Annotated in this window: 18 protein-coding genes; 7 read left to right on the top strand and 11 right to left on the bottom strand. The window is 72.3% G+C overall.

Translation table 11 applies throughout. The features are described from left to right. The first annotated feature begins 206 nt into the window (after positions 1-206). Positions 207-893: a M23 family metallopeptidase gene (locus tag C4J65_RS14070; protein WP_115742731.1), complete on the top strand. Its 687-nt coding sequence runs from the start codon at positions 207-209 to the stop codon at positions 891-893. A 33-nt stretch (positions 894-926) separates the two neighbouring features. Here C4J65_RS14070 and C4J65_RS14065 read toward each other — a convergent pair whose 3' ends face one another. Next, a complete protein-coding gene (locus C4J65_RS14065; protein ID WP_205351010.1) occupies positions 927-1526 on the bottom strand; it encodes a TetR/AcrR family transcriptional regulator in 600 nt (199 codons plus the stop codon). Positions 1527-1673: 147 nt separating this feature from the next. Here C4J65_RS14065 and C4J65_RS14060 point away from each other — a divergent pair, with 147 nt between their 5' ends. Beyond that, complete coding sequence (locus C4J65_RS14060; protein ID WP_115742729.1) at positions 1674-3272, top strand: MDR family MFS transporter; 1599 nt, start codon at positions 1674-1676, stop codon at positions 3270-3272. Positions 3273-3343: 71 nt separating this feature from the next. On the opposite strand, the gene C4J65_RS14055 is transcribed toward C4J65_RS14060, so the two are convergent. Beyond that, on the bottom strand, positions 3344-4132 hold the full coding sequence (locus C4J65_RS14055; protein WP_205351009.1) for a methyltransferase domain-containing protein: 789 nt from the start codon (positions 4130-4132) through the stop codon (positions 3344-3346). Between the two features lie 72 nt (positions 4133-4204). On the opposite strand from C4J65_RS14055, the gene C4J65_RS36620 reads away from it, so the two are divergent. Beyond that, on the top strand, positions 4205-4555 hold the full coding sequence (locus C4J65_RS36620) for a DUF397 domain-containing protein (protein WP_240330420.1): 351 nt from the start codon (positions 4205-4207) through the stop codon (positions 4553-4555). 11 nt (positions 4556-4566) lie between these two features. Here the strand turns inward: C4J65_RS36620 and C4J65_RS14040 are convergent, their stop codons facing one another. Continuing rightward, positions 4567-5100 (bottom strand): GNAT family N-acetyltransferase, encoded by a 534-nt coding sequence (locus C4J65_RS14040; protein WP_240330419.1) that lies wholly within the window; start codon positions 5098-5100, stop codon positions 4567-4569. A gap of 144 nt (positions 5101-5244) precedes the next feature. On the opposite strand from C4J65_RS14040, the gene C4J65_RS14035 reads away from it, so the two are divergent. Beyond that, on the top strand, positions 5245-6078 hold the full coding sequence (locus tag C4J65_RS14035) for a phosphotransferase (protein ID WP_115746442.1): 834 nt from the start codon (positions 5245-5247) through the stop codon (positions 6076-6078). A 64-nt stretch (positions 6079-6142) separates the two neighbouring features. Here the strand turns inward: C4J65_RS14035 and cseC are convergent, their stop codons facing one another. The 5 genes from cseC to C4J65_RS14010 all read right to left on the bottom strand — a co-directional run bounded on the left by cseC (position 6143) and on the right by C4J65_RS14010 (position 10978). Beyond that, on the bottom strand, positions 6143-7711 hold the full coding sequence (cseC, locus tag C4J65_RS14030) for a two-component system sensor histidine kinase CseC (protein ID WP_115742728.1): 1569 nt from the start codon (positions 7709-7711) through the stop codon (positions 6143-6145). A gap of 16 nt (positions 7712-7727) precedes the next feature. Next, complete coding sequence (cseB, locus tag C4J65_RS14025; protein WP_115742727.1) at positions 7728-8432, bottom strand: two-component system response regulator CseB; 705 nt, start codon at positions 8430-8432, stop codon at positions 7728-7730. Between the two features lie 131 nt (positions 8433-8563). Beyond that, entirely contained in the window at positions 8564-9241 is a 678-nt protein-coding gene (locus tag C4J65_RS14020; RefSeq protein WP_205351008.1) for a hypothetical protein, read from the bottom strand. Then, a complete protein-coding gene (locus C4J65_RS14015; RefSeq protein WP_003975479.1) occupies positions 9229-9762 on the bottom strand; it encodes a SigE family RNA polymerase sigma factor in 534 nt (177 codons plus the stop codon). The genes C4J65_RS14020 and C4J65_RS14015 overlap by 13 nt, the downstream gene beginning before the upstream one ends. Positions 9763-10051: 289 nt before the next feature. Continuing rightward, entirely contained in the window at positions 10052-10978 is a 927-nt protein-coding gene (locus C4J65_RS14010; RefSeq protein WP_115742725.1) for an A/G-specific adenine glycosylase, read from the bottom strand. Between the two features lie 186 nt (positions 10979-11164). Here C4J65_RS14010 and C4J65_RS36055 point away from each other — a divergent pair, with 186 nt between their 5' ends. Then, positions 11165-12007: a hypothetical protein gene (locus C4J65_RS36055; protein WP_162833182.1), complete on the top strand. Its 843-nt coding sequence runs from the start codon at positions 11165-11167 to the stop codon at positions 12005-12007. Between the two features lie 36 nt (positions 12008-12043). Here the strand turns inward: C4J65_RS36055 and disA are convergent, their stop codons facing one another. Continuing rightward, entirely contained in the window at positions 12044-13168 is a 1125-nt protein-coding gene (gene disA / locus C4J65_RS13995) for a DNA integrity scanning diadenylate cyclase DisA (protein WP_003975482.1), read from the bottom strand. An 81-nt stretch (positions 13169-13249) separates the two neighbouring features. Continuing rightward, on the bottom strand, positions 13250-14659 hold the full coding sequence (radA, locus tag C4J65_RS13990) for a DNA repair protein RadA (protein ID WP_115742722.1): 1410 nt from the start codon (positions 14657-14659) through the stop codon (positions 13250-13252). A 492-nt stretch (positions 14660-15151) separates the two neighbouring features. On the opposite strand from radA, the gene C4J65_RS13985 reads away from it, so the two are divergent. Next, entirely contained in the window at positions 15152-16918 is a 1767-nt protein-coding gene (locus C4J65_RS13985; protein ID WP_115742721.1) for a sigma-70 family RNA polymerase sigma factor, read from the top strand. Between the two features lie 178 nt (positions 16919-17096). Here the strand turns inward: C4J65_RS13985 and C4J65_RS13980 are convergent, their stop codons facing one another. Then, a complete protein-coding gene (locus C4J65_RS13980) occupies positions 17097-17921 on the bottom strand; it encodes a hypothetical protein (RefSeq protein ID WP_115742720.1) in 825 nt (274 codons plus the stop codon). Positions 17922-18016: 95 nt separating this feature from the next. Between C4J65_RS13980 and C4J65_RS13975 the strand changes: the two genes are divergently transcribed. Next, positions 18017-18949: a Ppx/GppA phosphatase family protein gene (locus tag C4J65_RS13975; protein ID WP_115742719.1), complete on the top strand. Its 933-nt coding sequence runs from the start codon at positions 18017-18019 to the stop codon at positions 18947-18949. Positions 18950-19048 lie beyond the last annotated feature (99 nt).

The raw sequence follows: 19048 nt of genomic DNA, 5'->3' as shown, positions 1-19048 counted from the left end.
GCTTTCCGGGACTCTGAGCTGGTTTTGTCCAAAATGGCCGCTCTGGCGTGAGTCATGAAGTTTCACTCTGAAGTACTAAATAGGGTCGTAGGTCACACCTTTGTGCGGTTCGGGGTCGCCGGGTTACCAAGGTTGAGCCCGCCCGGTGAGCGCCTTGTGCGTCCCGCCGGTGGGCATTCCTCTGCACCCGTCCCCATGAGGTTCGAATGTTTCCGCGTGTCACGTCCCGTTCTTCCCGTACGACCATCCGCACCCGCGCCGCGGTGATGGCCGCAGGCCTGGGAGCCTCGGTCGCACTGGGAGCCGGGGTCGCGGCCGCCACCGGCACCACGGCGGCCTCCAGCACCACCGCCACCGCGAGCGCCGTAGAGGCCCAGGCCGCGGCGCAGGCCAAGGCGGCGAAGGCCGAGAAGGCCGCCGCGAGCGCCAAGAAGACCACCACCGCCAAGAAGACGGCCACCAAGAAGAAGGCCGCCTCCTGGGTCGACCCGGTCAAGAAGTACGAGCTGAGCGCCAGCTTCGCCCAGAACGGCGGCATGTGGGCGCACAAGCACAGCGGCCAGGACTTCGCCGTGCCGATCGGCACCAACGTCGTCGCCGCCCACGGCGGCACCGTGGTCAAGGCCGGCGGCAACGGCGCCGGTGACGGCCCCGCCTACGGCAACGCCATCGTCGTCAAGCACGGCAACGGCACGTACTCCCAGTACGCGCACCTGTCCAAGATCAACGTGAAGATCGGCCAGATCGTGAAGACGGGCCAGTCGATCGCCAAGTCCGGCAACACCGGCAACTCCAGCGGTCCGCACCTGCACTTCGAGATCCGCACCACCCCGAACTACGGCTCGGCCGTGGACCCGGTCTCCTTCCTGCGCGCCAAGGGCGTGACCGTCTGACGGACGGGGCCCGGGGGTGCCGTGACGGCACCCCTACGTGCCCGTGGCTCCACGGTGGGCCTGGGTGACCAGATCGGTGGCGACCTCGAGAACGGCAGCACGCTGTTCCTCGGGGTCGCCTTCGAGGTCCCGGAGCACGAACATCCCGGCGTGCAGCGTGAACAGCGCGCTGATGCAGCGGACCTGGTCGACCAGGTCCGCCTCGGGGTCAATGAGGATGTCGCGCAGGTCGAACATCCGGTGCTTGAACAGCTCGCCGATGCGCAGGTCCCGCACCGTCGCCTGGTTCTCCTGCATGAAGCGGAACAGCGGCGCCGCGCCGGCCAGCGCCTCGCTGTAGCGGCGGATGATCTCCTGCTTCGTCTCCAGCGTGTGCGGCTGCTCCCGCCCCCAGTCGATCAGGTGCTCCAGCGGCCGGGAGAGGTCCTCGAAGATGCTGACGAGGATCTCTTCCTTGGTCTTGAAGTGGTAGTAGAGCGCGGCCTTGGTGACGTCCAGGCGCTCGGCGATCTCGCGCAGGGAGGTCTTCTCGTACCCCTGCTCCGCGAAGAGCTCGAGGGCCACGTCCTGGATGCGCTGGCGGGTGTCCCCGCGGCGTCGCTGCTGCTTGGTGCCGTTCATTGTGCCGCCCATCCTCCTACGCACCTCCTGCCCCGCGCACTTTCCGAAAAACTTACTTGACGACCGGCTAGTTACGCGCCTACCTTTCCCAGTGTAGACAGCTTGCCGGGCGGCAAGTAAGTGGCAAGTGGCACAGCGGTAGCTGGGGGAGTAGGAGAGATGGCCGAGAAAACGGACGCGGCGGCCGGGGCCGACGCCGGAAAGCAGCCGAGGAGCGTGCGGGTCGTCCTGCTCGCCCTCATGATCGCGATGATGCTCGCGATGCTCGACAACATGATCATCGGCACCGCGATGCCGACGATCGTGGGCGAGCTGGGCGGCCTGGAGCACCTGTCCTGGGTCGTCACCGCCTACACCCTCGCCACCGCGGCCTCCACCCCGCTGTGGGGCAAGTTCGGCGACATGTACGGGCGCAAGGGCGTCTTCATGACGTCCATCGTGATCTTCCTGATCGGCTCGGCGCTCAGCGGCATGGCCCAGGACATGGGCCAGCTCATCGGCTTCCGCGCCGTCCAGGGCCTGGGCGCCGGCGGACTGATGGTCGGCGTCATGGCGATCATCGGCGACCTGATACCGCCCCGTGAGCGCGGCAAGTACCAGGGCATGATCGCCGGTGTCATGGCGCTCTCGATGATCGGCGGACCGCTCGTCGGCGGCACCATCACCGACAACTGGGGCTGGCGCTGGTCCTTCTACATCAACATCCCGCTCGGTGTGATCGCGCTGATCGCCATCAGCGCCGTACTGCACCTGCCGAAGAAGCGCAGCGAGGCGCGGATCGACTATCCGGGCGCCGCGCTCCTGACCGTCGGCATCACCGCCATCGTGCTCGTCACCACCTGGGGCGGCACCGAGTACGCCTGGACCTCCGCGCGGATCATGGAGCTGATCGGCATCGGCGTCGCCGCGCTGGTCGGGTTCGTGTTCTGGCAGACCAGGGCCGCCGAGCCGATCCTGCCGCTGCACATCTTCCGCAGCCGCAACTTCACGCTGATGTCCGTCATCGGCTTCATCGTCGGCTTCGTGATGTTCGGCGCCACCCTCTTCCTGCCGCTGTACCAGCAGTCGGTGCAGGGCGCGTCCGCCACCAACTCCGGGCTGCTGCTCCTGCCGATGCTGGGCGCGATGCTCGTCACGTCGATGGTCGCCGGGCGGGTCACCACCAGCACCGGCCGCTACAAGATCTTCCCGGTGGCGGGCGGTGCGCTGATGACGGTCGGCCTGTTCCTGCTGTCCACCATGGACACCGACACCACCCGCTTCACGTCCGGCCTGTACATGGCCGTCGTCGGTCTCGGCATGGGCTGCCTGATGCAGATCACCATGCTGGTGGCGCAGAACAGCGTGGAGATGAAGGACATGGGCGTCGCGTCCTCCTCCACCACCCTCTTCCGCACCCTCGGCTCCTCCTTCGGCGTCGCGATCATGGGCGCACTGTTCAACAACCGCGTCCAGGACGTCATGGCCGAGCGGGCCGCGGGCTCGGGTGCCAAGGCGACGGAGCAGTCGGCGACGCTCACCGCGGAGGCGCTGAAGGCGCTGCCGGCCGGGATCCGCGACGCCTACCAGCACGCGGTGTCCGCAGGCACGCACACCGCGTTCCTGCTGGGCGCCGCGGTGGCCGTCCTCGCGCTGGTCGCGGCGGTCTTCGTGAAGGAGGTCCCGCTCAAGGGCGCGGGCCCGAAGGCGGCCGACGCCCCGGCCGACGGTGACGGCGACCCGGCTGCGGCGAAGGCCCCGGTGACCGAGGCCGTCTGACCCCGCCGCGGCCCGCCCGCCCCCTCACCGGACCCCCCGGGTGGCTACGGCCCCGGGGGTCTGTGCCCTGCTCACCGCCTGCGCGCGGCGAGCAGGGCAAAGGAGAGGTACTCGCCGTGGTCGGCGGTGAGCATGCCGACGACGGCCCGGTCGCCCTCGGCGCGAGCGGTGTCCGTACCCGCGCCGTCCGCGCTCCGGTACGCGGCCCCCGCCCTGGCCCACAGCAGCCAGTCCCGCCAGGCGTCCGGTTGCAGCCGCGCCGAGGTGACGTCCACCAGCTCGGTGGTCTCCCACTGGAAACGCCACCACTCGGCGGTGTGCCAGGCCATCGCCTCCCAGCCCACCACCTCCTTGATGTGCGGCGGGATCGCCCCCAGCTCACGCACCTCCCGCGTGAGAGCAGGCGTCGCCACACCCAACTGCCCCCCGGGCCGCAGGAATCGGACGAGATACGGCAGATAGCCGTCCGCCGTCCCGAAGTACTCGAACGCGTCGACGCTGACGATCGCGTCGAGGCTCCCCTCCTCGAACGGCAGCGCGTGCGCCTCCGCCCGCACGGCCTCCACCCGGTCCCCGACCCCCACCGCTGCGAACACGGCCGCCGCCTCCTCGGCCGCGATCCACCAGTCCGCCGCGACGACCTCGACGCCGTACTCCCGGGCCAGGAACACCGCCGTCGCGCCCTTCCCGGACCCGAGGTCGAGAACCCGCATCCCCGGCCGCAGCTCCAGATCCCGGGCGAGATCCTCCAGCAGCCACAGCGGATGGGGCCCCATGTCGAGGTCCAGCAGCCACGCGGGGTCGTAGCGGGAGGAACGCGGATAGCGGTCGGGACGTACGAGTTCACTCAAGTCGGTCACGACCACGAACCCAAGCCGATCACTCACCCGGAAACAACCCGGTTTCGCCCGGCCGGATGCGACGGAGCCGCCTTGCCGGCGCACTCGAACCACACCGTCCTGCCCCGCCCGTCCGGGTACGGCGTGACGCCCCACCGATCGGCCACCGCCGCGACGATCACGAGCCCCCGCCCGCCCTCGCCCAGCGGGTCCTCCGCGGCCGGGACCGGCAGTTCCGGGCACCCGTCGGCGACCTACACCCGCACCCCGCCGGGCCGCAGCAGAAAGCACACGCGGCCACGCCGTCCGGGCGGCGACTGCGTCGAAGTCGCCGACAACCGCGCCACCGGTGCCGTCCCCGTACGCGACAGCAAGAACCCGTCCGGCCCGGTGGTCACCGTCGGAGCCGGTGCCTGGCAGTCCTTCGTCGACGGCCTGCGGTAACCGCCCGCCCGCTACTGCTCACCCCGGTCCGCCTGCCGGGCGGGGAAATCCTCGGGGTGGGCCGGCTCGGCCTCCTCACCCCTGTCTCCCGGCGCGTAGGCGGTGGGCCGTGCGGGGCGCACCATGAACACGTCCACCGGATCCTCGCTCTCCACGGCGAATCCGTGCCGTTCGTACAGCCGCCGGGCGGGACTGCCCCGCAGCACGTTCAGCCGGACCAGCGTGCCCTCGCGGTCGCACCGTTCCAGCAGCTCGCGCAGCACGGCCGTACCGATGCCGCCGCCCTGCACCCGCGGGTCCAGATAGAAGTGCTCCAGCCAGTGGGCGTCCTCGGCCGGCCGCAGCGACACGCACCCGGCGAACGCGCCGCCCACCTCGATCACCCGGGTGTGCGCCGGGACGAACCCGTCCCGCAGCCGCTGCCGCACCCGCCGCGCGTCGTACCGCCCGAGCCGCTCCAGATCCGCCCGCAGCACCAGGGCGCGCAACTCGGCCACCGCCTCGACGTCCGCCGCCGAAGCCGTCCGAACGCGCCAATCCGCCATGATCGTCAGACTAATGTGTCGGCCCCCGGGCACGGAGGCCCTGTTCCGCGACGACTCGGGCAACTGGTCCCTGGGAGCAAAAACCTCTCGACCGGGACCGCTCGCGCCGGAATCATGAGCGCCGACCCCACAGAGGAGGACGGTGTGGAACCAGCGGAACTCCGCCGCGCAGTCGAGGCCGGCCGGACGGCCGCTTCGGAGCAGGGCCTCCAGGCCGACGACGTGGTCGTCGTCCACGACTCGGACCGCGTCGTGCTGCGTCTGCTGCCCTGTGACGTTCTCGCCCGGGTCGCGCCTTCAGGGCATCTGCCCGACTCCGCCTTCGAAGTGGAGGTCGCTCGGCGGCTCACCGAAGCCGGTGCTCCGGTGGCCGAGCTCGACCCTCGGACCGACCCCAGGGTTCAGGTGCGGGACACCTTCGCCATCTCGCTCTGGACCTACTACGCACCGGTGGGGCCGGAGATCGCGCCGGCCGACTACGCGGACGCGCTCATGCGGCAGCACGCCGCCCTGCGCCGGATCGACGTGGACGCACCGCACTTCACCGACCGGGTGGCCACGGCACTGGGAAGCGTGGACGACCCGGAGCGGTCACCCGAGCTGTCCGACTCCGACCGGGGATTCCTCCACGACACACTCGGTGGCCTCAGTGCCGAGATCGGCTCCGACCGGGCACGCGACCAACTGCTGCACGGCGAGCCGCACCCGGGAAACCTCCTGAACACGCGCCGAGGCCCGCTCTTCGTCGACCTCGCCACGTGCTGCCGCGGGCCGGTCGAGTTCGACCTCGCCCATGGGCCCGAGAAGGTGGCGGAGCACTACGCGGGCGCCGATCACACGCTGACGCTCCGGTGCCGCGCGCTGAACTGGGCGCTGTTCTCCGCCTGGCGCTGGCGCCGGGACGACCAGATGCCCGACCGGGACCACTGGCGGGCGGAAGGGCTCGACCGGGTCCGAGCCGCACTCGACCGGATCTGAGACCCGAGCTCTGAAATCCGAGCTCTGAGATCCGAGCTCTGAGACCTGAGCGCCGAGCCCGGCGTCACGGCCTCCGGGACGCCCCCTGGGAAGCCTCCCGAGACGCACCCTGGGACGAGTCCCTGGACGACGGCATCCCGCCTTTCGAACGGTCCGGCAGCATCGGGTAGCTCCCCGTGTTGGTCGGTGCGTGTTCCGGGAGCCACAGGACCGCGACCGCGCCCTCGGCCGGTATGTGCGCGGGGGCGCCGGCCGGGCGCACGTTGCGGAAGGTGAGCCGGGCGCCCAGGACACGGGCCTGACCGGCCGCGATGGTCAGGCCGAGCCCGTGTCCGCGGCCGGCCCGGTCCGTGCTGCCGGTGCGGAACCGGCTCGGGCCCTCGGCCAGCAGGTCCTCGGGGAAGCCCGGCCCGTGGTCCCGGACCCGGATCACCCGGCCCTCGACGCTGACCTCGACGGGCGAGCGGCCGTGCCGGGCGGCGTTGGCGAGCAGGTTGAACAGCACGCGCTCCAGGCGGCGCGGGTCGGTGGTGACCTCCGACTCGTGGATCACCCGCACCTCGACGGCGGGGTCCTTGGCGGCGACCCGTCGGGACACGAAGTCGCCCAGCATGATGTCCTGCAGCTCGGCCCGCTCCGAGGCCCCGTCGAGCCGGGCCACCTCCAGGACGTCCTCGACGAGGGTGCGCATCGCCTTCGCCCGGTCGAGGACCAGCTCGGTCGGCCGGCCCGGCGGCAGCAGTTCGGCGGCCGTGAGCAGACCGGTGACCGGGGTGCGCAGCTCGTGCGCGATGTCCGCGGTGACCCGGCGCTCGGCCTCGATGCGCTGCTGCAAGGCGTCCGCCATCGCGTCCACGGCACGCGCTACGTCGTCCGTCTCGTCCCGCACTACGCCGCCGATGGCGTCCCGCACCCGGACGTCCGCCTCACCGCTCGCGACCCGGTTCGCCGCGGCGGCGGCCTCGCGCAGCCGGCGCGACAGCTGACCGCCGATGAGCACGCCCAGCGCGCTGCCGCCGAGGACGACCGCGATGGAACCGATGACCAGGGCCTGGTCCAGGTCGCTGAGGATGTCCGCGCTGCGGTCGGTGAAACCGGAGTGCAGGGACATCACGTGCCCGTCCTTGAGCGGCACGGCCGCCCAGATGTCCGTCACACCGTCCGGCCGCTCGGAGACGTAGGTGGCCCGCCGCCCCGCGTCGATCTTGCGGCGCAGCTCCGGCGGCAGGGCGGGGTCGTCGATCTGGGCGTTGGGGAAGTTCTGCCGCCCGGACAGCTCGTAGTTGCGCTGGGCGATCAGGACCCGGTCGTCGGCGAGGTCGCGGGCGTTGTCGAGCATCGACACCCGGGCGGCATTGTGCACGACCAGGCTCAGCGCGACCGCCACCAGCGCGCCGACCAGCGCGATGGCCGCGCTCAGCTTCCAGCGCAGCCCGGTGCGGATACCCCGGGCACGCAGACCGCGCACACCGATGCCGCGCGCACGCCCGCCCGGCCCCGCGTGCTCACCGGATCCAGTGTGCTCACCGGAACCCGCGTGCTCACCGGATCCCGTGTTCTCGCCGCGCCTCGTGCGGTCGTACGGGTGCCCCGGTGACGAGACGCTCCGGCGTTGTCGGAAGAACCCCCGCATATCCCTGTATCCCCGCTCAGGCCTTCAACTTGTAGCCGAAGCCGCGGACCGTCTCGATCCGGTCCTGGCCGATCTTGGTACGCAGCCGCTGGACGTGCACGTCGACGACCCGGGTGTCCCCGCCCCAGCCGTAGTCCCACACCCGTTCCAGCAGCTTGTCGCGCGAGAGCACGGTGCCCGGCGCGGAGGAGAACTCCAGCAGCAGGCGCATTTCGGTCGGCGTGAGCCCCACCGGCCGCCCGGCCCGGAGCACCTCCATGCCGTCGGTGTCCACCTCCAGGTCGCCGAAGGTGAGCACGCCCCCGGTATCGCCGGCACCGGGGGCCTCCGCCCGGTCGCCGCCCCCGGCGTGCCCGAAGCGGCGCAGCACCGCCCGGATCCGGGCGACCAGCACGGCCCCGTCGAACGGCTTGGTGACGTAGTCGTCGGCGCCCGCCTCCAGCCCCAGGACGACGTCGATGGAGTCCGCCCGCGCCGACAGCATGATCACCGGCACCGTGGACTCGTCCCGGATCCGGCGGCACAGGCTGACGCCGTCGAGGCCGGGGAGCATGACGTCGAGCAGGGCGATGTCGGGACGGTCGGCCCGGAAGGACTCCAGGCCGGAGAGCCCGTCGGGCATCGCGGTGACCGCGAAGCCGTCCCGCTCGAGGGCGAGCTGGGTGGCCTCGCGGATGACATCGTCGTCCTCGACGAACAGGACGTGGGTCTGATCTGCCATCCCGGTGCTCTCAGTCCTCATGGTGTGGTCGGGTCGAACGGTCGAACGGGCCGCAGGTACGCGTACCGCGCTCACTGGGTCATCGGTACGAGCGGCCCGGTCGGTTCACGCCGGTCGGGGCGGCCGACGGTTCAGCTGTCCGGCTCCGGAGCCGGGGTGGGCGCGTTGCCCGCGGCCTTGCTGTAGTCGTTGTGGGTGCGGTACTCCTCGGTGAACCGGTCCGACGCCCAGCGGTACGTGATCACGTTCTCGCCGGACGGACTCGACACCGGGTCGCCCTTGTCGTACACCTGCTTGGTCACCACCAGGTCGCCGCGGTCGATCTCCGCGTAGACCGGAGGCTCCTCGGCCTTGAACACATTCTGGTATGCGCCGTCCTCCTCGCGGTACACGTAACTGCCCACACCGACCGCGTCACCGCACGTCAGCACGTTGACCACGACGTCGTCCGCCGAGCCGGCCGTCAGCTTCCCGTACGACACGTCGACCGGGTACTCGTCGGCGACGCAGGGCTTCAGCTCGCGCTTGACCTCCGGGGACACCTTGGGATCGGCCTTCACGAGCCGCACCGCGTCGACGCGGTCGGGGGCCTTCGAGGGGGACGCCTTCGCCGCCGGCGCGGGGGACGGCGAGCCCGCGCCGCCCACGGCGTCCGCGTGGGCCGGCCCCTCGTCCCGGGCGCCGGTGCCCCCGGTCCCGCAGCCGGACAGGGAAACGCCGAGGGCGACGAACACGGCCACCGCCGTACTCGCCGCCTGCGTGGTTCTCCGGGTCCCCCCGGGTGTCCGACCGCCGGTCAGGCCGCGCAACGCTCCCGCTCCTCACGCTCCAGCGCCCGTGCGTCCAGATCGCGGGCGACCAGCTCCTCGCGGAGCCGGGCGAGCGCCCGGTGCAGCGTGCTCTTGACCGTTCCCGCCGACATGCCGAGGGCGGCGGCGGTCTCCTCCGTTGACATCTGCTCCCAGTGTCGCAGCACGACGACGCTGCGCTGCTTCGGGGCCAGCACCTTCAGGACGTCCATCAGCAGGGCGCGGTCCGCGTGCTGCTCGGTGGCGTCGTCCATGGGGGACTCGGGGAGCTGCTCGGTCGGCACCTCCTCCAGCTTCCGCGCCCGCCACCACTCGGTCCGGGTGTTGATCATCACCCGGCGCAGGTAGGCGTCCGCGAGCCGCTTGTCCTCGATGGTCTCCCAGCGCCCGTACGTCCGCGCCAGCGCGGTCTGCAACAGGTCCTGGGCATCGACGGGGTCGGGGACCAGGCGCCTGGCGCTGCGCAGCAGCGCGTCCTGCCGGGTGCGGACGTACTCCTCGAACTCGAGCACCTCGCCCATGTCAACCGCCTTCCGATCCCCGTACTCCGACGGTGGTCACCGCCGGTCCACTGCCTGTGGTCCGTAGTCGTGCTGTGCCCGGGGGCACACAAACGAAGGTAGGGAAGCGTTGTCACGGCGCTGTGCGATGCAGCCTGCGGCAAACCCTCGGCTGTCCGTCGGTTGTGTAACGGAAGTAGGAACCGGGTAAATCAGCAGCCCACTTGATAGTGACATCGGGCGATTTGTCCGGCGGAGAGGCTGTCACAGCGATGCCGCCGGAGCTGTCACAAAACGAGCGGGCTGTGCGTCAGCTCAGCGGCAGCCGGTACAGACCGTCCGCCAGCGGCTCCACCAGACCGTCGGCCACCAGGCCGTCCAGGGCGCGGGCCCGCTGGACCGGTTCCTGCCACACCTGGTCGAGGGCCGCCTGCGGCACCGGCCCGGCCGCGTCCCGCAGCACCGCGAGCAGCCGTCCGCGCACCTGCCGGTCGGTGCCCGCGTACGTCTGGCCGCGCCGCGGCGGACCGTCGTGGGCGGGCTTGCCGGCCAGCCGCCAGGCGCACTGGGCCGCGATCGGGCAGCGGTGGCACGACTCGTTCTTCGCCGTGCAGACCAGTGCGCCCAGCTCCATCGAGGCGGCGGCCCAGCGGGCGGCACTCGCCTGCTCCTCGGGCAGCAGCGCCCGCGCCAGCTTCCGCTCGGCGGCGGTGGTGGCGTTCGGCGGGTACTGCACGCCGGTGACCGCGCGGGCGAGGACCCGGCGGACGTTGGTGTCCAGCACGGCGTGCCGCTGGCCGTAGGCGAAGGAGGCGACCGCGGCGGCCGTGTACTCGCCGATGCCGGGCAGCGCAAGCAACTGGGCGTGGTCGGCGGGTACGTCGCCGCCGTGCCGTTCCGTTATGGCCGCCGCGGCACCGTGCAGGCGCAGGGCGCGGCGCGGGTAGCCGAGCCGGCCCCAGGCGCGCACGGCCTCGCCGGGCGCCTCCGCGGCGAGGTCGGCGGGGCGCGGCCAGCGGGCCAGCCACTGCTCGTAGACGGGCTGGACGCGGCTGACCGGCGTCTGCTGGAGCATGAACTCGCTGACCATCACGCCCCAGGCGCCCGCCTCGGGGCGCCGCCACGGCAGATCGCGGGCGTGCTCGTCGAACCAGTCGATGACGGGGGCGTGCAGCGGCACACCGGACGCGGCGGGGTCGGAGGGTCCGCCTGGCGAAGGCTTCGTGGGCGCAGTCATGTCCCTCCGATCCTGCCACGGGAGGACCGCCGCACGGGAACACCGCCACCCGGAGACCGTCGCGGACGTGATCCGGCCGTCGACAGGGGCACCGGGAGGGTCTCCGAAATGATGATCCGTAAAAGTTGCGGGCCCAAACGGCGGGTGGGACAAGGGAACGCGCCGATCTCTCGTACAGTTTGCGCCGTGGGATCTCTGCGCAATCCGGTCGGGCCGCTTCCCTCCACCATCTACTGGCGGCGGAGGGCCGTACTGCTGTCTCTTTTCGCCCTGTTGGCGCTATTGATCACGTGGATCGTGGTCTCCGGCGGCGGGGACGGCGGCAAGGGCCGCGAGGACGGGGCCAACGGCAAGAACCCGGCACCGTCGATCACTCCCGGCCCCTCGGGGTCCGGCCCGGCGATCAGCCAGGCACCGGGCGGACGCGACGAGTCGGGGACCGGCGACTCCAACGGCTCGGGTTCCGGCTCGGGTTCCGGCGGTGACGGCTCCGGTAGCGGTTCCGGGTCTGGCGCCGACGCGTCCGGCGGCGGCGGATCGGCCGGGTCGGGAAGTGCCGGAGGCGGCGGGGGCGGCGCGGTGACCGGCGTCGGCGCGGGCGATGCGCTGCCGGCCGGGTCGGCCCTGCCCAACTGCACGCCGGGTGCCGTGAAGTTGAGCCTGCGCAGCGTCCGCAACAGCTACTCGCCCGGACAGACCCCCGCCTTCGAACTGACCGCGCGGAACACCTCCGGCAGCGACTGCAAGGTCGATCTCGGCCCGAAGAACGCGGTGTTCACCATCACCCCGGCCGACGGCGACGACGCCTACTGGGCCTCCGACGACTGCGTCGAGGGCACGGGCAGCCTGCGCTACCGGGTCGCCGCAGGCAGCGGCATCACCTACACCACCAAGTGGGACCGCAAGCCCAGCGCCCCCGAGTGCGGGACGCCGCCGGCGGGTTCGGCCAAGGCGGGCACCTACCTGGTGGAGGCCGAGGCGCCCGGCTTCGAGAAGGTCCAGACGTCCTTCGTCCTCAAGAACGACTGACACGACGCGCGACCGCCCCCTCGGGTTCGCCGCGCGTCAGACGTAGCGCTCCAGGATCGACGACTCCGCCAGCCGCGACAGCCCCTCCCGCACGCTGCGCGCCCGCGCCTCACCGACGCCGTCCACCGTCTGGAGGTCGTCGACACTGGCGGCGAGCAGCTTCTGCAGGCCGCCGAAGTGCTCCACCAGCCGGTCGATGATCGCGCCCGGCAGCCGCGGCACCTTGGCCAGCAGCCGGAACCCGCGCGGCGACACCGCGGAGTCCAGTGTCTCGGGCGACCCGGTGTACCCCAACGCCCGTGCCACCGTGGACAGCTCCAGCAGCTCGGCATGGCTGAGCTTGTCCAGCTCGGCGAGCGCCTCGTCGACCGTCCGCGAGCGCTTCGCGGTCGGCTCGGGCACGTAGTCCCGCACGACCAGCTCGCGCTCCGGCTCCACACCGGCGATCAACTCGTCCAGCTGCAGCGCCAGCAGCCGCCCGTCGGTCCCCAGCTCCACCACGTACTCGGCGATCTCGGTGGCGATCCGGCGCACCATCTCGAGCCGCTGCGCGACCGCCGAGACGTCCCGCACCGTCACCAGGTCCTCGATCTCCAACGCCGACAGCGTCCCCGCGACCTCGTCGAGGCGCAGCTTGTACCGCTCCAGCGTCGCCAGCGCCTGATTGGCCCGCGACAGAATCGCGGCCGAATCCTCCAGCACCCGCCGCTGCCCGTCCACGTACAACGCGATCAGCCGCATCGACTGCGACACCGACACGACGGGGAAGCCGACCTGCTTGCTCACCCGGTCGGCAGTACGGTGCCGCGTACCGGTCTCCTCCGTCGGAATGGTCGGATCCGGAAGGAGCTGCACCCCCGCCCGCAGGATCTTCGACAGGTCCGAGGACAGCACGATGCCGCCGTCGAGCTTGCACAGCTCGCGCAGCCGGGTCGCGGTGAACTCGACATCCAGCACGAAACCGCCCGTGCACATCGACTCGACGGTCTTGTCGGAACCCAGCACGATCAGACCGCCGGTGTTGCCGCGCAGGACCCGCTCCAGGCCGTCGCGCAGGGAGGTGCCGGGCGCCACGGCGCTCAGTGAGGCGCGCATCAGGCCATCGGCACCGGCACTCCCACCGGACTTTCCGGGAGCTGCTGCCCGGTCGTTGGCTGCCACTGCACTCCTCCGGTCGCAGGTTCTTCTGGCGCTCCCGTGTCGCACACTCGGTCGTACGGACGGGCGAGACCAGGGCAAAGTCTACCGGCGGTCGTCCTCCTCCCGTGTGGCCTCTCGCCGACGCGAGCGCGGAAGCACCCGCAGGGCGTCTCCCATGTCCGCGACTTCCAGGACCTTCATGCCGTCAGGGACCCTGCCCGGATCGGCCGGCACCAGGGCGTGCGTGAAGCCCAGCCGATGAGCTTCGGAGAGCCTGCGCTGCACCCCCGTGACCCGTCTCACCTCTCCCGCGAGCCCGACCTCGCCGATCGCGACGAGGTTCTTGGGCAGCGGGGTGTCACTGGCCGCACTCGCCAACGCCAGCGCGACGGCGAGGTCTGCGGCCGGCTCGGAGAGCTTCACCCCGCCCACCGTCGCACTGTAGATGTCCCTCTTCCCCAGCGCACTGATGCGCCCGCGCTGCTCCAGCACGGCCAGCATCATCGACACCCGGGAGGTCTCGAGCCCGGAGGTCGTACGCCGGGGCGAGGGAATCTGCGAGTCGACGGTCAGCGCCTGCACCTCGGCGACCAGCGGCCGGCGCCCCTCCAGGGTGACGGTCAGACAGGTACCGGGCACGGGCTCGGCCCGCCGCGTGAGAAAGAGCCCGCTGGGATCGGCAAGCCCCGTGATCCCTTCGTCGTGCAACTCGAAGCAGCCGACTTCATCGGTCGTCCCGTACCGGTTCTTGACCCCCCGCACCAGCCTCAGCCGCGCATGCCGGTCACCCTCGAAGTGCAGTACGACGTCGACGAGGTGCTCAAGCAGCCGTGGCCCGGCGATGGCCCCGTCCTTGGTGACATGGCCCACAAGGAGCGTCGACATGCCGCGCTCCTTGGAGGCACGGATCAGCGCCCCCGCCACCTCCCGCACCTGCGCCATGCCACCCGGGGCACCGTCGATCTCGGGCGAGGCCACCGTCTGCACGGAGTCCAGGATCAGCAGCGACGGCTTCACGGCGTCGAGGTGCCCGAGCACCGCCGCGAGGTCGGTCTCGGCGGCGAGATACAGATGGTCGTCGATGGCGTGGATCCGGTCGGCCCGCAGCCGCACCTGGCTGGCGGACTCCTCACCGGTGACATAGAGCGTCCGGTGCTCCTCGCTCGCGGACTTGGCCGCCACGTCAAGGAGCAGGGTGGACTTCCCGACGCCCGGCTCACCCGCGACGAGCACCACCGCCCCGGGCACCAGACCGCCGCCGAGCACCCGGTCCAGCTCGGGCACGCCGGTGGAGCGGGCGGTCGCCTGACGCCCGTCGACCTGGCCGATCGGCACCGCGGACGTGGTCACGCGCCCCGGGGTGGTCGTACGCACGGCGGGCGCGCCGTACTCCTCGACCGTGCCCCAGGCCTGGCATTCGGGGCAGCGGCCGAGCCACTTGGCCGTCTGCCAGCCGCACTCCGTGCAGCGGTAGGACGGCCGTTCCTTGGCGGACTTCGTACGGGCAGCCATGCACGAACCGTAACCGCCCCCACTGACAGCCGACCGCGCGGTGCCGGCGGCGACGCGGCGGGAGAGCCGCGTACGGCGGGGCGGGGTGCCGGTGTGCGGGCGGGCGGCAGTCGCGTACGGCGAGGAGCGGAACGCGGAGAGTGGGCGGGCGGCAGTCGCGTACGGCGGTGAGGGGTCGTGTCGGGGGGTGTCCGCCCGCAGCGGTTGGCGCGTCAACGCCCCGAACCTCTTGAAGGAACCGATTCCGCGCCGTTCCGAGGACGGACACCCCCCGGCGCGGCCCCGACCCACCCACCGCACAAACGGCGCCACGCGCACCCCCACCACACCCGCACAGGCGCCGCAGGCACCCCGAACGGACGACTCCCACCCCGCCCCGGCCACGGAAGAACAGCTTCCTGTCCCCTTATGAGGGATCGTTTCACCCGTACGGATTAAAAGTGCCCAACGCGCCAGTTCGCGCCACCCATAGCCCCCTACGGTCGCCGAGTGATGAGGAGCAGTCCGGAAACCACGACCCGCACGACCGGCGCACACCGGGCGCACCGGGAAGCGCGTGACCGCACCGCGGCGAGGGCCCTGGCGCAGCCGCCGGCGCGGCGCCCACCCGCGCGTTACGCCGCGTACGACGCGTATCTGGACAGCCTGTTCACGTACTGCCTGTCCGTGCTCTGCGACCACGAGGCCGCGACCGCCGCCCTGGCCGACGTCCTCGCCATCGCCGAGCGCCGGGGCCACCGCGGCCACCGCGGCCCCGGCCCCGCGGCCGACCGCAGGGCCTGGCTGTACGCGCTGGCCCGCTGGGCCTGCCTGCGCAAGCTGGCCGAGGCCAAGCAGAAACGTCCGAGCAGCCACGCGGCGGGCCGCCCCGCACCCGCCACCACCCCCACAGCCACCACCCCCGCAACCGACGAGACCCGCCAGCGGCACCGCAGCGAACTCGCCCTCCTCGCCTGGCCGGAGGCCGCCGGCACCACCCCCGAGCAGCGCGAGGCCCTCGAACTGGCCGTGCGCCACCACCTCACCCCCCACGAGGTCGCCGCCGTCCTCGGCATGGACCTCGCCGCCACCAGGGAACTGCTCGCCTCGGCCGCCTGCGAGGTGGAACGCACCCGAGCCGCCCTGGCCGTCGTGGAGACCGGCACCTGCGCGGGTGTCGCCCGCCTCACCGGCGACAATCGGTACGTCCTCAGCAGCGCCCTGCGCCGCGAGCTGGTCCGGCACGTCGACGACTGCCCGCGCTGTCGCCGGACCGCGGAGCGCGCGATCCCCGGCCGCTGGCCCGGCACCAGCGTCACCCCCGCCGAACTGCCCGTCCTGGAGGCCCCCCGCACCGCGCTGCACGTCGCCCTGGCCCACACTCCGCGCGCGCGGGCCGCCGCCCCGCGCTTCGACCGGCGCGGTTTCCCCATGGACCCGAAGGATCGCGCGGCCCGGCGGGACCGGCTGCGCGCCCGTGCCGTCACCACCACCGTCGTCGCCACCGTCGTGGCCGCCCCGGTGCTCGCCCTGTGGGCGGCGTACCGGGGGACCCCCGTGGTCGAGGGCGAGGAGGGCCGCTCGGCCAGCGCCAGCGAGGCGCAGGACCCGGACGCCCTGGACGGCGAGTCCGCGGGCGGCGCCTACGGGTACGAGAACGCCGGCAACGCGAGCACCACCCCGGGCACCGGCTTCGGCGAGAAGGGCGAGGCCGACGTCTCCGTGGAGGTCGTCGGCGTCTCCGGCGCCGGTGAGAAGGGAGCCGGTCACCTGGAGGTGACGGCGGGCCACGACGGCGACACCACGCTGGTCACCCTCACCGCGACCGGCGACGCCCCGGTGCACTGGTCGGCGTCCGCCGGCGCCTCCTGGCTCTACCTGAGCCAGTCCTCCGGGACCCTGCGCCCCGGCGAGGCCGTGACGGTCAGGGTGTACGTCGACCACCTGCGCGAGCCGTCCGGCCGGTGGAGCGCACGGGTGTCCGTCGCGCCCGCCGGCGCGGTCGTGGCGATCGAGGGCTACGGCACCGCGCCCGCCCCGTCCCGCCCGGGCCCGCGCCCCGGCCCGCCGGACGACACGTCGTCCCCGTCCCACCCGGGCGGTGACCCGGACCCGGCCCCGTCACCGTCCACGTCGCAGCCGCCGGACCCCACGCCCACCGACGACCCGTCGCCGACCCCGCCCGACCCGGACCCGACGACGAACGAACCGTCCCCGACCGGCGGCACGGACGGCTCGTCCCCACCACCGACGAGCGGCCCGAGCCCATCCGCCGGGTAGCCCCGACAGGGGACGGGACGGCACCCGACACGGGACGGGACACGGCACCCGACACGGGACGACGCACGGGACCCGACACAGCACCCGCCCCGGGGCACGGCCCCCGGCATCAGGCCAGACACGGAGGCGGGCACGTGCGCGTCCCCGCCTCCGTCGCCCCGCCCGGCCCGGCCCCGTCTCAGCGGGCCGGGTCCGCCGGATGCGGTGCCAGCAACGGCAGCTGCGAGGCCAGCCGCTCCTCGCACAGCTCGACCAGCTGGTCGTACCCCGCCTTGCCCATCAGCTCGATCAGCTCCGGCCGGTAGGAGACGTACACCGGGTCGCCCGCGCCGTGCGCCGAGGTCGCCGACGTGCACCACCAGTGCAGGTCGTGCCCGCCGGGGCCCCACCCACGCCGGTCGTACTCACCGATCGACACCTGCAGCACGCGCGTGTCGTCGGGCCGGTCGATCCACTCGTACGTCCGCCGGACCGGCAGCTGCCAGCACACGTCCGGCTTGGTCTCCAGCGGCTCCCGGCCCTCCTTCAGCGCCAGGATGTGCAGCGAGCAGCCCGCACCACCGGAGAATCCCGGCCGGTTCTGGAAGATGCACGAGCCCTGGAAGGGCCGGGTCTGCCGGGAGCCCTCGTCGTCCTCGGAGGTCCAGCCGTTCCGCGTGCCCTCGGCATGGTGCTGCCAGATGTCCGGCGTGAGCCGCGCCACGTGCCCGGCGACCCGCTTCTCGTCGTCCTCGTCGGAGAAGTGCGCGCCCAGCGAGCAGCACCCGTCGTCCGCGCGGCCCGCCTGAATGCCCTGGCAGCCGCTGCCGAAGATGCAGTTCCAGCGGGAGGTCAGCCATGTCAGATCGCACCGGAAGACCTGCTCGTCGTCCGCCGGATCCGGAAACTCCACCCACGCGCGCGCGAAGTCGAGCCCCTTCTCATCGCCCGCACCTTCACCCAGTACGCGCTTTTTGTCCTTCTTGGCCGACTTCTCGTCCTTCGCCTTTTTCGTCTTTGGCACGGCTCCAGGGTAAGTCGCCGGAGCGACAGGACGGGACCAAGGACGACACCACGGACGGGACCACCGCGAGCGCCGCTGGCAGTAGCGTTCCGTACATGAGACTCGGTGTCCTCGACGTGGGTTCGAACACGGTGCATCTGCTGGTGGTGGACGCGCACCCCGGCGCCCGCCCGCTGCCCGCCCACTCGTACAAGGTGGAACTGCGCCTCGCCCAGCTCCTCGACGAGGACGGGGCGATCGGCCCCGACGGTGTCGACCGGTTGGCCGCGGTCGTCCGGGAGGCGCTCCAGGCGGCCGAGGACAAGGGCGTCGAGGACCTCCTGCCCTTCGCCACCTCGGCCGTGCGCGAGGCGAGCAACGCCGACGACGTCCTCGCGCGCGTGCGCGCCGAGACCGGCGTCGAGCTGACCGTCCTGACCGGCGCCGAGGAGGCCCGGCTCACCTTCCTCGCCGCCCGCCGCTGGTTCGGCTGGTCCGCGGGCAGGCTGCTGGTCCTCGACATCGGCGGCGGCTCCCTGGAGATCGCGTACGGCATGGACGAGGAACCGGACGCCGCCGTGTCGCTGCCGCTCGGCGCGGGCCGGCTGACCGCGGCCCGGCTGCCCGACGACCCGCCCCACCCGGACGACGTCAGGGCGCTGCGCCGCCACGTCCGTACGGAGATCGCCCGGACGGTCGGCGAGTTCAGCCGCCTCGGCGCCCCCGACCACGTGGTCGCCACCTCGAAGACCTTCCGGCAGCTGGCCCGCATCGCGGGCGCCGCCCGCTCCGCCGAGGGCCTCTACGTCCAGCGCGAGCTGAAGCGTGCCTCGCTGGAGGCCTGGGTGTCCCGCCTGGCCGCCATGACCAGCGGCGAGCGCGCCGAACTCCCCGGCGTGTCCGAGGGCCGGGCGCACCAGCTCCTGGCCGGCGCCCTGGTGGCCGAGGCCGCGATGGACCTCTTCCGCGTGGAGAGCCTGGAGATCTGCCCATGGGCCCTGAGGGAGGGCGTGATCCTGCGGCGCCTCGACCACATGGGCCAGGAATAGCGCCCGGAGAAGGGCGCGGGAACGGCGCGACGAGCCACAGCCGACCGGTAGGCGCCGTATGGCAATGACCACAACGGCGATTGAGCACCCGACGACTCC

The sequence above is a fragment of the Streptomyces sp. CB09001 genome (genome assembly GCF_003369795.1).
GTDB lineage: Bacteria > Actinomycetota > Actinomycetes > Streptomycetales > Streptomycetaceae > Streptomyces.
Note: the sequence above shows the minus strand (reverse complement) of the source record. Positions and strands in the feature narration are given on the sequence as shown.